The organism is Amycolatopsis sp. NPDC050768 (assembly GCF_040654155.1).
Taxonomy (GTDB): domain Bacteria; phylum Actinomycetota; class Actinomycetes; order Mycobacteriales; family Pseudonocardiaceae; genus Amycolatopsis.
The window spans coordinates 381,902-396,449 of record NZ_JBFAHL010000008.1 but is presented as its reverse complement, the minus strand read 5'-3'; the positions used below and the strand labels follow the sequence as shown (position 1 = coordinate 396,449).

General features: G+C 71.1%; 12 protein-coding genes. 2 read left to right on the top strand and 10 right to left on the bottom strand.

Annotation, left to right across the window (positions count from 1 at the left end; genetic code table 11):
• Positions 1 to 3: 3 nt before the first annotated feature.
• The 3 genes from AB0H62_RS25500 to AB0H62_RS25490 form a co-directional block, all read right to left on the bottom strand.
• On the bottom strand, positions 4 to 1,209 hold the full coding sequence (locus AB0H62_RS25500; protein ID WP_360588597.1) for a helix-turn-helix domain-containing protein: 1,206 nt from the start codon (positions 1,207 to 1,209) through the stop codon (positions 4 to 6).
• Positions 1,210 to 1,234: 25 nt separating this feature from the next.
• Positions 1,235 to 1,951 (bottom strand): alpha/beta hydrolase, encoded by a 717-nt coding sequence (locus tag AB0H62_RS25495; protein WP_360588595.1) that lies wholly within the window; start codon positions 1,949 to 1,951, stop codon positions 1,235 to 1,237.
• 168 nt (positions 1,952 to 2,119) lie between these two features.
• On the bottom strand, positions 2,120 to 3,832 hold the full coding sequence (locus tag AB0H62_RS25490; RefSeq protein ID WP_360588593.1) for an acyl-CoA dehydrogenase: 1,713 nt from the start codon (positions 3,830 to 3,832) through the stop codon (positions 2,120 to 2,122).
• Positions 3,833 to 4,066: 234 nt separating this feature from the next.
• Between AB0H62_RS25490 and AB0H62_RS25485 the strand changes: the two genes are divergently transcribed.
• Positions 4,067 to 5,833, top strand: coding sequence for a DEAD/DEAH box helicase (locus AB0H62_RS25485; RefSeq protein ID WP_360588591.1), 1,767 nt, complete (start codon positions 4,067 to 4,069; stop codon positions 5,831 to 5,833).
• A 65-nt stretch (positions 5,834 to 5,898) separates the two neighbouring features.
• Here AB0H62_RS25485 and AB0H62_RS25480 read toward each other — a convergent pair whose 3' ends face one another.
• From AB0H62_RS25480 to AB0H62_RS25450, 7 genes are all read right to left on the bottom strand, one after another.
• Complete coding sequence (locus tag AB0H62_RS25480; protein WP_360588589.1) at positions 5,899 to 6,897, bottom strand: YdcF family protein; 999 nt, start codon at positions 6,895 to 6,897, stop codon at positions 5,899 to 5,901.
• Positions 6,898 to 6,945: 48 nt separating this feature from the next.
• Entirely contained in the window at positions 6,946 to 7,827 is an 882-nt protein-coding gene (locus AB0H62_RS25475) for an ABC transporter permease (RefSeq protein ID WP_220246860.1), read from the bottom strand.
• Positions 7,814 to 8,605, bottom strand: coding sequence for an ABC transporter ATP-binding protein (locus AB0H62_RS25470; RefSeq protein WP_220246859.1), 792 nt, complete (start codon positions 8,603 to 8,605; stop codon positions 7,814 to 7,816). The genes AB0H62_RS25475 and AB0H62_RS25470 overlap by 14 nt, the downstream gene beginning before the upstream one ends.
• Positions 8,606 to 8,641: 36 nt before the next feature.
• Positions 8,642 to 9,700, bottom strand: coding sequence for an ABC transporter substrate-binding protein (locus AB0H62_RS25465; RefSeq protein ID WP_360588586.1), 1,059 nt, complete (start codon positions 9,698 to 9,700; stop codon positions 8,642 to 8,644).
• Between the two features lie 116 nt (positions 9,701 to 9,816).
• Entirely contained in the window at positions 9,817 to 10,854 is a 1,038-nt protein-coding gene (locus AB0H62_RS25460) for an S-adenosylmethionine:tRNA ribosyltransferase-isomerase (RefSeq protein WP_220246857.1), read from the bottom strand.
• Complete coding sequence (locus AB0H62_RS25455) at positions 10,851 to 11,531, bottom strand: SDR family NAD(P)-dependent oxidoreductase (RefSeq protein WP_220246856.1); 681 nt, start codon at positions 11,529 to 11,531, stop codon at positions 10,851 to 10,853. The genes AB0H62_RS25460 and AB0H62_RS25455 overlap by 4 nt, the downstream gene beginning before the upstream one ends.
• Before the next feature lie 43 nt (positions 11,532 to 11,574).
• Positions 11,575 to 12,948 carry a cytosine permease gene (locus AB0H62_RS25450; protein WP_220246855.1) on the bottom strand — a complete coding sequence of 458 codons (1,374 nt, stop codon included), beginning with the start codon at positions 12,946 to 12,948 and terminating at the stop codon, positions 11,575 to 11,577.
• Between the two features lie 348 nt (positions 12,949 to 13,296).
• On the opposite strand from AB0H62_RS25450, the gene AB0H62_RS25445 reads away from it, so the two are divergent.
• Entirely contained in the window at positions 13,297 to 14,523 is a 1,227-nt protein-coding gene (locus AB0H62_RS25445; protein ID WP_220246854.1) for an MFS transporter, read from the top strand.
• The last annotated feature ends 25 nt before the right edge of the window (positions 14,524 to 14,548 follow it).

The following is a 14,548-nucleotide window of genomic DNA, read 5'->3' as shown; positions in this document are numbered from 1 at the left end:
TCATCACCGCGCAATTCCCAGCAACGCGGCCTCGAGCGCGATCAGGATCTCCGCGGTTGCTTTCGGGTCGCTGAGAGAGCGACCGGTGGCGGCCTCGACCCGGCGCAGCCGATGGCGGACCGTGTTGGGGTGACAGAACAGAACTGCCGCGGCGCCTGACGCCGACCCTCCGTTGTCCCGCCACGCGGCCAGGGTGTCGAGGAGGACCTTGCCTTGCTCGGGCGGCAGGTCGAGGATCGGCCCGAGTACGGCCTGCCGGACTCGCTGCATCGCGTCGGGCGCGCTGACCGCCGCGACGGCAAGGGGAAAGTCGTCGAACATCGTGACGTGCGGCGTGCCGGCGACGGTGCTCGCCAGCGCGATGCGCGCGAAACGCAGCGCGGCCGCCGTCTCCGTCAGTGCCCGATACGGCGGGCTGACGCCGATCCGGCTGTGCGCCGACGCCGTCAGGGTCGACGCGAGCGGGCGCAGGTCGGCGTCGTTCTCGAAGCGCACGATCCCGATCTGCGCATCGGGCATCAGCCGCCAGGCCGACCCGATGCGTCGTGCCCGCAAGCGGTTCTCGATGCCGGGCAGCGCCTCCTGGGCCAGTTGCACCGATTCGGCCGCGACCACGACGAAGGGCCCCCGTTTGGGCAGGCGCAGCACGTCCGCTACCTCCCAGACGGACGTCTCGTGCAGCGGCCGTCCCTCCAGGAGTGCGCCGACCAGAGCCGACCGCTCGCCCTCGTTCCGCAGCACCAGTGCCATCGTCGCCTCGCGGTGCGCAGCGGCCATCTCCTCGGCGAAGGTGTCGTGTGCGGACCAGAGGTCGGAGGCCGCGTCCACCAGTGCCTGATCGGAGACCTGTTCCTGCGTACGGGCGTGCCGCACGAGGCTGTGCCAGATCTGGCTGAACAGCACGCGGAACGCCGCCATGACCACCGACAGCGGCACCCCTTGCTCGGCTCGCAGAGCACCGGTCGTCCGGGCTGCCGCGACGTCGGCGAACCGGTCCTCCTGCAAGGACCGGAGGACATACTCGAGGTTGCCTCGCACGGATCGCCTCAGGTCGTCTGCCGACACGACGGTAGTCAGGGAGTAGAACTCGACGCGGGCCTCGATCGCGGACGCGATCTCGTCCGCGAACTCGTCGATGGCGCCCAGCAGCCGTCCGGCGAGTGCCACGAGCTCCGGATCGGGCCCGCTCGTGGCTTCGCGTCGCGTCACCAGGTCAGCCTAGAGCTGTCCTGTTTCAGGCACCGCATGCCGCGACGATCAGGTCGATCGTCTCGGCCGGCTTGCTGATCATCGCGACGTGCGAACTGGCGACCTCCACCGTCTGCGCTCCGGCGCGCTTCGCCATGAACCGCTCGGCCTCCGGCGGGATCGTGACGTCGTCGGCGGCCACGAGGTACCAGCTCGGGATGGTCCGCCAGCCAGGCACTCCGGAAGCGGCGGACAGGCAGGACAGCGCGAACCCGCGCTGGGCGACGGCCATGAAAGCGGCGAGATCAGTGTCCAGGTCGGCGCAGAACAGCTGGTGGAAGAACTCCAGGTCGATGTACCCGTCGGCGTCGCCCTCGGGCGCACCCGGGTACGGGCGCCGAACCAGGCGCTCACCGAGTTCGGACGCCCCGCCGCCGAGCGCGAAGGACTCGAGCAACATCTCTCCCTCGTCCGGCGCGAAAGCGGCGATGTAGACCAACGCCCGCACGTTCGGGATGCCCGTGCTCGCGTTGGTGATCACGCAGCCGCCGTACGAGTGGCCGACGAGCACGACGTCGCCCTGGATCGTCGACACGAAGTCCCTGATGTAGCCGGCATCGGCGGCGACCCCGCGCAGCGGGTTGGCCGGAGCGAGGACCGGGTACCCGCGTTCACGCAGACCGGCGGCCACCCCCTGCCAGCCTGACGCGTCAGCGAAGGCGCCGTGGACCAGTACGACGGTGGGTAGTGCGGAAGCGGCCATGACGAGCCTCGTTCCTGTTGTGGGGTGAAAGGGGTTGCCTGCTCACCGTGCAGCAGGGCACACGCGAACGCGATGTTCCCGATCAACCTGAACGAGGCCGTTTGTTGTCCGTCAGGACAACGGGCCCGAGCGGGTCCGCGCGCGGGTGCGCCCGCGGACCCGGTGCACCTAGGCGTTCATCTCGTAGGTGCCGGACAGGTCCCGCACCACTGTCCACACGCGAGCGAAGCGGTCGGCGTCCACGACGGGCTTGCGCAGGGCCGCCAGCGCCAGCTCCTGCTGCTTGGCCGTGGAGCTCGCCTTGCCGTTGAGGTCCACCGCGGCCGCGCTGAAGTCCTGCACCAGCACGGCGAAGAGCTGGTCCACGACGTCGTCGGGCTCGCCGGTGAGCTCGGCCTGCTCCAGGATCAGCTGGCCGTAGACGACGAGGGTGAACAGCTCCGTCAGAGCCAGCCCGAAGTCCAGGTCGGCCTGCTGGGCCTCGTCCGGCGCGGCTTCGGTGAGCAGGCGCACGAGGTGGTCGGCCTGCTCGCGGAAGAGCGCCACGTTCGGGATGTGCGAAGCCTTGCCGTAGGCCGTTTTCCAGTCGTGGAAACGGACCTTCGACAGGCCGCGCGCGGGGCCCTGGCGGAAGAGGAACTCGTCGTCCGCGGCGTCGTCGCGGGTCGGCACGGGGGCGTAGTCCTGGGGCGCGAAGAGGTACGCGGGCATGAACTTCGCGATCAGCGCGAGGTTCACCGCCACCGTGCCCTCCAGCTTGGGCAGGCCGTCGATGTCGTTCTTGGCCATGGCGAGGTAGGTGTCGGCCTCGAAGCCCTTGGCCGCGACGACGTCGGCGACCAGGCCGATCACCTTCTGCGCCTGCGTGGTCACCTTCATCTTGGTGATGGGGTTGAACAGCAGGTAGCGGCGGTCGTCCGGGCCGGCGGAGCGGAAGTAGTCCACGGCGCGATCGGAGAACAGCTTCATGCCGACCAGCCGGGCGTAGGCCTCCACGAACTCGCGGCGCACGTGCGGGAAGTCGGTGACGGGCTTGCCGTAGAGGATCCGGTTGTGGGCGTGCGTGATGGCCTCGTACAGCGAGTGCGTGGCCATGCCGATGCCGCCGAAACACAGGTTGAACTTGCCGATGTTCACGGTGTTGAGCGCGGCGCTGAAGGCCTCCGCGCCGACGTGCAGGAGGTCCTCGGCGTGCACCGGGTAGTCCTCGAGCCGGAACTCCGCGACGAACATCTGCGAGGGCACGACGTTCTTCACCACGTGGTAGTTCGGGTGGGTCGAATCGGCGTAGAAGAACACGTACTGGTCCGGGCCTTCGACGCCGTCGATGCGGCCGAAGACCGAGACCGTGCGGGCGACGTTGCCGTTGCCGATGTAGTACTTGGAGCCGTTGGCGCGGTAGCCGCCCGCGCCGTCGGGCGTGAGGACGAGGTCGGACGAGTAGATGTCCGCGCCGTGATCCTTTTCGGACAGTCCGAACGCGCCGACGCCGCCCGCGTCCAGCGCGTCGGCCGCCCGCTTGCGCGCGACCTCGTTGCCGCTCTGCCACACCGGGCCGAGCCCGAGGACCGTCACTTGAAATGGGTACCAGAAGTTCAAGCCATAGAAGCCGAGGATTTCCGCCAGCGCGGCCACGCGGCTGGTGTCCCAGCGCTTGTCCGGCGCGCCGTCGGCGGCCGCGGCGGGCGTGAGGAAGGTGGCGAAAAGGCCTTCCTTGCCGGCGAACTCGAGGAAGTCCGCGTAGAAGGTGCGGTTGTGGTAGTCCTCGGTGAGCTTGCGCTTGCCGCGTGACTCGAACCACTCGATCGTGGCCAGCAGCAGGCGCCGGGTCTCCGGGTCGAACGACTGCGGGTCGTAGGCCCGCGGGTTGAGCAGCGGCATGGCTCTCCTCCGTGATTACCGACGGGTAACTTAGCAAGGGGCCGAGGTGCGGGCAAACTCACTCGGCCCCGCGTGCACGTTCGGCTATACTGATCTTGCGGTCCGCTCAGTTCTGCCTCGGATCGCGTGTTGTTGTCGACTACCACGCGCCGCGGCCCCCCGAGGTCTGCGCCGGGCAGGACAACCCTTCTCACGTATGGAGAACCGGGGCGTTTCGAGCGCCCGTACGCACTTATGACCACATTTACTGAACTCGGCCTGCCCAAGTCCCTGGTGGACGCACTGGCGGCCCAGGGCGTCACCTCGCCGTTCCCGATCCAGGAAGCCACGCTGCCGCACACGCTCGCGGGCCGCGACGTGCTCGGCCGCGGCCGCACGGGCTCCGGCAAGACCTACGGCTTCGCGCTGCCCGTGCTGGCCCGCCTCTCCGCCGGCCCCACGCGCCGGCGCCCCGGCCGCCCGCGCGCGCTGATCCTCGCGCCGACGCGTGAGCTCGCCACCCAGATCGAGGCCACCATCGCGCCGCTGGGCAAGGTGCTGGGCCTGAAGACGACCACGATCTTCGGCGGCGTGAGCGCGTCTCCGCAGATCACGCGCCTGCGCGACGGCGTGGACATCGTCGTCGCCTGCCCCGGCCGCCTGGCCGACCACATGCGCTCCGGCGAGGTGAAGCTCGACCAGATCGAGATCACCGTGCTCGACGAGGCCGACCACATGGCCGACCTGGGCTTCCTGCCCGAGGTGCGGCGCATCATGGACCAGACGCCCGAGCGCGGGCAGCGGCTGCTCTTCTCCGCGACCCTCGACGGCGGCGTCGACGTGCTGGTCAAGCGCTTCATGCACGACCCGGTCACGCACAGTGTCGACTCGGCCCAGTCGCCGGTCTCGACCATGACGCACCACGTGCTGCACCTCGAGGAGACCCACCGCCTGCCGGTGCTCGTCGACCTCACTGCCGCGCCCGGCCGCACGCTCGTGTTCACGCGCACCAAGCACCGCGCCAAGAGCCTCACGCGCAAGCTGGTGGCCAGCGGTGTGCCGGCCGTCGAACTGCACGGCAACCTCGGCCAGAACGCGCGCACGCGCAACCTGGAGGCGTTCTCCTCCGGCGCGGCCAAGACGCTGGTCGCCACCGACATCGCGGCCCGCGGCATCCACGTGGACGACGTCACCCTCGTCATCCACGCCGACCCGCCCGTGGAGCACAAGGCCTACCTGCACCGCTCCGGCCGCACCGCGCGCGCCGGCGCGTCGGGCACCGTGGTGACGCTGATGACCGACGACCAGGTCGCCGACGTCCGCGACCTCACCCGCAAGGCCGGCATCAAGCCCACGACCACGCAGATCGGCCCCGGCCACCCGCTGCTGGCCGAGCTCGCCCCCGGCGAGCGCACCTTCGACGCCTCGCCGCGCCGCCCGATCGTCGACGACCGCCCGAAGAAGGTCACCGCTTCCGGCGGCGACGCTTCCGCCGCTCGCGGTGGGCGTCGTGGCGGGCCGGCTCCGGAGAACCGCGGTGGGCAGGGCGCTCGCGCCAACGCTCAGTCGCGCCGGGGCGAGTCGGCCGGACGCGGCGGCTCCAGCCGCGGCAGCCGTGGTGGCGCCGGGCGGGACTCGTTCGGCGAAGGCCGCGGTCGCGGCGGTGCTGCTCGCGAATCGTTCGGCGAGGGCGGCGGCCGTGGTCGCGGTGGCACTTCGCGGGAAGCGGTCGCCGACGGCGCCGGTCGCGGTCGTGGTGACGCCGGTCGTTCAGCCGGGGGCCGCAGCGGCGCCGGGCGCGCGAACGCCGGCCGCGGTGGCGCCGCAGCCGGGCGCACCGGTGGCGGTCGCGGTGGCGCAGCCGCCGCCCGCACGCAGGGCGAACCGCGCCGCGGTGGTTCCGGCCAGTCGGCGACGCGTTCGCAGCAGCCCAGCCGCGCCGGCTCGGCCTCCGGCTCCAGCCGTGGCGCCGCAGCGTTCTCGTCCGGCACCCGCGCGGGATCTCGCCGCACCGGGCGCTGACCATCCACTTCAGACCGGCCCGCAGGCTCCGCGCCTGCGGGCCGGTTTTTTGTGCCGCAGGCGCGTCAGAGCTGGCCGAGCAAGGCGAACGCGGGCGGGAAGCCGCCCAGCACCACGAACGCGGCGATGTTCGTCTTCTTGTACTGCACCAGCAAAGCCACGAACTCGCGCAGAAAGGCGCTCGGCACGAAGTACGAAGCGGTCTTCGCGCCGATCACATCCAGGCGCAGCCGCAGGCGGCGAGCGAGGATGGCGGTGCGGAAGACGTGGTAGTTGTTCGTCACGGCGAGGATCCGGCCGGAAATCCCCCGCGCGCGCAGCAGTTCCACGCTGTAGCGCAGGTTCTCGTCGGTCGTCGTGGCCTTGTCCTCCAGCAGCACCGACTCCCGAGACACTCCGGCGTTCTCCAGATACGCAGCCATCGCCGCGGCTTCCGAGGTGAGCTCGTCACTCCCCTGGCCACCGGACACGACCACGACGGCCTCGGGCGAGCGCTGGTAACACTGGACCCCGCGGTCCAGCCGGCTGGCCAGCAGCGGCGGCACGCGGTCACCCAGCAAACCGGAGCCCAGCACGATGATCGCGGCGACGCGGGCGCGGCGGTTCAGCCTGCTGTAGAGCACGGAGTACATGAGCAGCGCCGTGAACACGAACGCGAGATACGCCGAGAGCAGCAGCGCCGAGAGCGCCACCACGATCAGCCACGGCGCCGCGCGCGTGAAAGCGACCGCGCCCACCGTGAAGACGTAGACCGCCAGGATCGCCAGCCCCGCGAGCAGCGACAGCAGGTTCGCCGGCCGATGCCCCTCGCGGCGCCACATCACCGCGCCGTTGGCGATCAGCGCCCACGGCAGCACCAGCGCGGCGACCACCGCCACCACCGCGACGACGATCAGCACCACGGTCTGCAGCCACACCAGCCCCGCCGTGAGGCTGAAGAGCCACAACCCCGTCAACACCAAAGCGATCGCGAACCACACGGCGTTGCCGAACCGCCGTGGCTCGCGCAGGAACCGCACGAAGAAGATCAGATCGGCGAGCAGCGCCAGGATCGCGGGGGCCATGATCGAACATTGTGGTGGGTGCCGCGAAACCGCGTCGGGCGAGCCCCGTCAGAGCGAGGACGTGAGGCCGCGCGCCCGCAGCACGGCGCGCTCCAGCGGCCGGAACACCAGCAGCTCGATCCCGATCCCGACGAGCAGGATCAGGAAGATCGCCGCGATCACCTTCTCGATCGCGTTGAGCGACGAGCCCTGGTTCAAGTACGCGCCCAGGCCGATGCCGAGCTGCGGCGACAGCGCGATGAGCTCGGCCGCCATCAGCGAACGCCACGAGAACGCCCAGCCCTGCTTCAGCCCGGCGAGGAAGCCGGGCAACGCGGCGGGCAGCAGGATGTGGCGGGCCGCGGCCAGCCGGCGCGCGCCCATGACCTGGCCGACGCGCGGCAGGATCGGCGGGATCTGGTCGATACCGGATACGAGGCCGTTGGCGATCGAGGGCACGGACCCGAGTAGCACGACGAAGTAGATCGCCGCGTCGTTGATGCCGAACCACAGGATCGCGGCCGGCACCCAGGCCACCGACGGCAGGCTCTGCAGCCCCGTGAGCAGCGGCCCGATCGCCGCGCGCACCACGCGGACCTTGGCGACGAGCAGCCCCAGCGGCGTCCCGATCACCACGCCCGCGGCGAAGCCGAGCGCGGCGCGGTGCAGCGACGTCCAGATGAAGCCGAACACCTCGCCGTCGGTGAGGCGGTCCCAGAACTCGTTCCACACGGCCAGCGGCGCGGGCAGCTGCGCCTCCGGCCAGAACGCGGCGGCCCACAGGATCTGCCACACGACCACGAGCAGCACGAGCGCGACGACCGGCGGCAGGAAACCCCACGCGAACCGGCGCCAGAACGACGGGCGGCGCTCCCCTACTGGGGCGTCGAGCGCGTCGAGGCCGGAACCGACGGCATCCAGCTCGTCGACGGGTCCGTCAGGCTGCGGCATGGGTGCTGATCACCTTTCGCAGGTGGCCGGTGATTTCCTCGGTCAGCTCCTCGGTGTCGGCCAGCGGCACGTCGGTCCACTCACGCACCACGCGGCCCGGGCGCGAAGACAGCAGCACCACGCGCTGGCCCAGCCGCACGGCCTCGCGCACGTCGTGGGTCACGAACAGCACCGACGTGCCCGTGCGCCCCCACACGCGCAGCAGCTCGCCCTGCAGCACGTCGCGGGTAATGGCGTCGAGCGCGGCGAACGGCTCGTCCATCAGCAGCAGGGCCTGCTCCGCGTCGCCGCCGACGCGGTGGGTCGCCGCGAGCGCGCGGGCCAGCGCCACCCGCTGACGCATGCCGCCGGACAGCTCGTGCGGACGCTTCCCGCCCACGCCGCTCAGGCGCACCAGGTCCAGCAGCTCGGCGGCCTTGTGGCGGCGCTCGGCGCGGCCGAACCCGGCCAGGCGCAGCGGCAGCTCGACGTTGCGCGCGGCCGTGAGCCACGGCATGAGCGCGGCCTCCTGGAACATGACCGCCGGGCGCGAGGTGTTGAGCGTGATCTCCCCCGCCGATGGCGCGTCGAGGCCGGCCACGAGATTCAGCAGCGTGCTCTTGCCGCAGCCGGACGCACCGAGCAGGCACACGAACTCGCCCGGCGCCACCGTCAGGTCCACGCCGTCGAGCGCGACCACCGCACGCCCGGCCGGGCCGAACGCCTTGCCGACGCCGGCAAGCCGCACCGCGGCCGTGCCGGTGAACTCGGTCCGTCCACTGGGGAGGGTGATCGTCATCGCTCGCTGCCTCTTTCCTGAATCACCGGGACGCAGTCACTTGGCCAGGGCGGGGGCTTCGACGGCGGGTTGCTTCGCTTCCTGCAGGACCTCGTTGAGCGGACCGAAGTCGGCGAACCCCTTGAGCGCCACGGCGGACTTCGCGACGCCCGCGGTGACGGAGTCCTGCGCCAGCTGCGGGAACTGCTCGGGGATCGGGTCCGTGGTCAGCTCGATGCCGGAGAACGCGCGGTCGAGCACGGCCGGGCTCAGCGAGCTGCCGGCGAGTTTCTTGAGCGCTCCGTTGACGACCGTCTTCGCGTCCGCCGGATTGGCCTTGGCCCAGTCGATGGCCGCCAGCTCACCCTTCAGCACCGCGCGCACGGTGTCGGGGTGCTGCTGCAGGAACTCGCTGCGCACGATCACCACGGTGGTCGGGAACCGGCCGTCGGGCCACAGCGACTTCTCGTCGACGAGCACCTTCGCGCCGGCGTCGAGCACCAGCCGCGAGGACCACGGCTCGGGCAGCCAGCCGCCGTCGACGTCGCCCTTGCGGAAGGCGTCGAGCGTCTTCGGGTTGTCCATCGTGGTCACGGTGACCTGGCCGGTGAGCAACTTGGCGGCCAAGAACTTCTTGAGCGCCACATCCTGGGTGTTGCCCAGCTGCGGCGTCGTCAGGGTCTTGCCCTTGAGCTGGTCGATAGTGGTGATGTCCGGCTTCACCACGAGCTGGGCACCGCCCGAGACCGCGCCGGAGACCAGCTGGATGGCGCCTGCGGACTTGCTGAAGGCCGTGATGGCCGGGCCCGAGCCGATGAACGCCATGTCGAGCGACTTGCCGAGCAGCGCGTTGACCTCGTCGGGGCCGGCGTTGAACGTCTGCGTGGTCAGCTTCGTCTTGCCCAGCTGCTGGGTGAAGAAGCCCTTGTCGACGCCGATCAGCGCCGGCGCGTGGGTGACGTTCGGGAAGTAGCCGAGGCGCACCTCCGTCGCCGCGCCTTCGTCCGTGGCCGCGGCCTGCGGCCGGTCCGCGCGCGAACAGCCCGCGAGTGCGCCCACTGCGGTCAGCGCGACGAGCGCGGCGGCGAACAAACGGGTTCTCGAGAGCTTGCGCACGGGTGGGCCCTTCCAGCGGTGACCGGGTCCCGGCGAGGTTCGCACGGTCACTCACCCGGGCGCATCGACATCCGCATCGCGGGAAAACCGGTGGGAGGCCCTTGACAGGGGTGCCGTTACTTGCTCAGCAGCAGCGAGACGTCGCCGAACTCGTGCCAGAGGTACCTCCGTTCGATGGCCGCGTCGTAAGCGCGCTGCACCAGGGCGGGGCCGACGACGGCCTCGAGCAGGAGCAGATGCGAGGCCTCAGGCGTGTGCAGGCCGGTGACGAGCCCGTCGACGACCTGAGCCGGGTGGTCCGGGCCCAGCACCAGCGACGTCCAGCCCGACGCGGCGGTGACGGCGCCGTCCACCACGGCCGACTCCAGCGCGCGGACCGCGGTGGTCCCCACGGCGACGACGCGGCCACCCTGCGTGCGCACCCAGTTGACCAGCGCGGCCGTGGTGGCGGGGACGCGGTAGCGCTCGGCGTACGGCGGCTCGCCCGCTTCCGGCGACGAGACGCCGGTGTGCAGCAGGATCGGCGCGAAGAGCACACCGCGGGAGACCAGCTGCGTCACCAGTTCCGCCGTGAAGGGGCGGGCAGCGCTGGGCATTTCCGCCGAGCCGGGGTCGCGGGCGAACACGGTCTGGTAGTCGGTGAGCGGCCACGTGCGCGGGACGTAGCCGTAGCGGATGGGGCGGCCGACGAGCGCCAGGTACTTCCCGACGCCGCCTTCGACGTCGACGCGGGCGCGCCAGAGCCGTCGCCGGCCGGCGATGTGCGGCTCGAGCAGGGTGAGGCCGGCGCCGGCGGGCAGGGCGAGGTGCTCGCCCTCGCGGCCGTCGAGCAGCGGGCCACCGGGGGCCCGGAGTTCGACGACCCAGGTGCCCTCGTCGAATTCCACGGCGTCGAGCTCGGTGGAGAAGTGGACGCCGACGACGTGGTCGCCGCGTACGGCGTCGACGGCGGCGGGCAGCGTGCCCGAGGTGTTGACGACGAGCAGGTCACCGGGCCGCAGGTGGTCGCCGACCTCGCGGAACGTGGCGTGGTGAACGCCGTCCGGGCTCGCGGTGAGCAGCCGGACCTCGTCACGGGCGAGGCCCCGTGCTTCGGGTGGCGCGCCGGCGAGCAGGTCGTCCGACAGCGTGAAGCGGGTGTGCGGGGTGGTCACGAGCGCACCGCCGTGGCGAGGTCGGCGGCGCGGTAGCGGCCACTGGGCAGGCGTTCGTCGAGCAGCCTGAGGAACGCGGGCACGGCCGTCTCGGGCAGCGGGCGGTCGGAGATGTCCTCGCCGGGGAAGGCAAGCTGGTGCATGGCCGTGCGCAGGTCACCGGGGTCGACGGCGTAGACGGCGAGCTCCGGGTTCTCGACACCGAGCACGGCGGTGGCGTGGTCGAGCGCGGCTTTCGCGGAGCCGTAGGCACCCCAGCCCTCGTAGGGTTCGACGGCGGCGTCGGAGCTGATGTCGACGAGAGTGCCGTTCGCGGTTTTCAGCGCGGGCAGCAGCGTTCGAGTGAGTGCGAGGGGCGCGAAGACATTGGTGCGGTAGACGGATTCCAGGGCTTCGAGCGGGTAGTCGGCCAGCGGGGGCAGCGGGCTGACGCCGAGGCTGCTGGCGTTGTTCACGAGCAGATCGAGCCGCGGCCCGGCGGCCTCGGCGAGGGCGGTGCGGTGCGCAGGGTCCGTCACGTCGCCGGGCACGGCGGTGAAGCCGAGCTCGTCGGCCGTGGCCCGCAAGGCTTCTTCACCCCGCGCGGTGCCCAGCACTGTCCACTCGCGACGGACGAGGGCCCCGGCGAGGGCCCGCCCCAGACCGGCTGACGCGCCGGTGATGACAGCGACTGGCATGGTTCCTCCTGGAGTAGGTACCAGCCAGCGTGCGACCTCTACCTTACTGGAGGTCAACCTTCTTTTCGCCGCGCAGGATCAAGTACGCCACCAGCGAAACCACGAACCCCGCGTAGTACGCCAGATCCGCACCGTGCAGGGCGGCGGCGACAGGTCCGGTGTAGACGGTGGTGTTCATGAACGGCACCGCCGCCGCGAAGCCGACCAAGAACGCCACGAGCGCCGCCCACGACCGGGTGGGTTTCCGCAGCTCAGCGCCGATGTCGAAGCGTCGGCCGTGCTTCGTGCGACGCAGCCAGTCGGGCACCACGACGCCCAGGAACGGCGGGATCCAGTAGCTCACGAACAGCAGCACGTTCTCGAACTTCGCCGACAGGTCGCCGCTGTGCATCCAGAGGATGAGCACGAACGCCAGCACGGTCACCACGACCGCGGACACCGGGCGGCGCAGCCGCACGCCGACGGTCTGGAGGGCGAGCGAGCCGCTGTAGTCGTTCATGGCGTTGGACGACACGGCGGCCAGCGCGATCACCAGCAGCGCCAGCCCGCCGACCGCGCCGCCGCCGACCAGCTGCGAGACGCCGGCGGCGGTCTGGTCGCCCAGCGCCGAGCCGAGCGCGAGGCCGATGCCCTCACCCAGCGCGTACGACGCGACGAGCCCGAGCAGCGTGAACCAGAAGACCCCGGCCGGCTTCGTGTCGGCGGGCAGGTAGCGGCTGAAGTCGGCGGCGTAGGGCGCCCACGAGATGGCGAGGCTGAGCGTGATCGTGGAGAACAGCACGATGGCGCCCGCGTAGTCGCCGCCGGTCGCGGAGTCGGTGAAGGTGATCGGGTGGTCGAGGACGACCTTGACCGCGAGCGCCACGAACGCGACCACGAGCACCGCGCTCATCACGGCCTGCACGCGGTGGATCACGGCGTAGCCGAACACGCCGAGCAGGCATTGCAGGGCCAGCACGAGGACCACGGCGAGCCAGAACGGCAGCCCTGTGAGCTCCGCCAGCGCTTCGCCGCCGAAGAGCCCGACCAGCGCGTCCCACGCGATGCTGCCGAGCCATTGCACGAGCCCCGGCAGCACCACCGTGCGGCCGAATGGCAGGCGCGCGAGCGGCAGTTGGCCCGCGCCCGTTCGCGGGCCCCAGGTCGACAGGTACGCGGGCGGCAGCGAGCCGAGGATCGTGCCGACGAGCGCGACGATGAACCCGGTCGTGAAGCCCAGCCCCAGCGTCGAACCGAGCGTGCCGGTGAAGACGGCGGTCATGGTGAGGTTGGGCGCGAACCACACGCTCGCGAGCCGCCACGGCCGGCCGAACCGGTTCGCCTCGGGCACGGGCCTGATGCCGTGCGTCTCGATGGCGAAGTCGCCCGCGCCGGACGGCATGCGTCCCCCGAAGACTTCCGCGTCGATCCCGCTCATGTACTGGCCCTTCTCCCGTTTTGCCGGGTGTCATGATTGCTGCTGGCCGGGGTTGGGGGAAGCTTCCGCGACGAACGTCTCCCCTGCCAGGAGAAGTTCGGGTCGAGGAGATCGAAAGAGACCGAGTTTCCCAGGTTGTCGGTGACCTCGACCACCGTCCCGGAAACCACGATCCGCTCGAACGGGTTCGACCACAACGCCACCACCCAGCGGAGGTCTCCCACGAGATCGAGCCTCGCGAAGAAGCCTTGCGAGCGCCTGTTTCCGTCGTCGCCGTCGGATGTTCACGCGCCGGGTTCAGGCTGAAACTCCTTCGACGGCCCACGGCCCCGCTGGCACGATGATCGAATGGGGGTTCTGGCGTCGCGGCGCTTCGCCGTGTTCTTCGGCGCGCGGATGGTGTCGTTGCTCGGCAGCTCGATGACGCCGGTGGCGCTCGCGTTCGCGGTGCTCGACGCCAGCCCGGACTCCGGGGACCTCGGCATCGTGCTGGCGTCGAACATGGTGCCGATGCTCGCGTTGCTGCTGGTCGGGGGCTCGGTGGCCGACCGCTTCCCGCGTGACCTGGTGCTGCGCCTCGCCAACCTGGGCAGCGGCGCGACCCAGCTCGTGGCGGCGGGGGTGCTGCTGACGGGAAACTACTCGCTGCCGTTCCTGGTGTGTACAGAGTTCGCCAACGGGGTGCTCACGGCGTTCACGACGCCGGCCCTGCGCGGGATCGTGCCGCAACTGGTCGACCGGGGGTTGTTGCGTCAGGCGAACTCGCTGCTGTCATCGGCGCGCAACATCTCGAAGGTGGCGGGGCCTTCCGTCGCGGGTGTCCTCGTGGCCACCGTCGGCGGCGGCTGGGCCATCGCGGCGGACGGCTTGTCGTTCGTGGTGGCCGGCCTGGCGTTCAGCTTTCTCCGCCTCCCTCCGGTCGTCGGCTCGTCGCGGGCGGGCGTCCTGCGCGGCATCCGCGAGGGCTGGCACGCGTTCCGGCGGATCACGTGGCTGTGGCAGATCGTGGCGGCGTTCACGGTCGTCAACATCGCGCAGACCGGCGTCTGGCAGGTCCTCGGGCCGACCATCGCGCGCGCCACCATCGGCGAGGCGTCGTGGGGTGCGGTGCTGAGCGTGCGGGCCGCGGGGGTGCTGATCACGGGTGTGGTCATGTACCGGGTGGCGGCTCGCCGGCTGCTGAGCTTGGGGCAGGTGTGCGCCGCCTTGTCGGCCACGCCGCTGATCGTGCTGGGGACTTCGCCGGGTTTCGTCGCGCTTGCTGCCGCGGCGCTGGTGGCAGGGCTCGGCGGTGGGGTCGCGAACGTCGCGTGGGATACGACGGTGCAGGAGAACGTCCCCGACCATCTGCTCTCGCGGATGGCCGCTTATGACGACTTCGGGTCTTATGTGGGGATTCCGATCGGTCAGCTGTCGGCGGGGCCGTTGGCTTCGGCGTTCGGCGCCGGGCCGGTGGCCACGGCCGGTGGGGTGGTGCTGGCGGTGGCGGCGTTGGTGCCGTTGTTGTCGCCGGTGGTGCGGAAGATGCGCCACACACCGGCAGAGGCCGGTTCGTCGGCGGGTGGCGGCGGCTAGGTTGAAGTGCCAGGCGAGCCGCCGC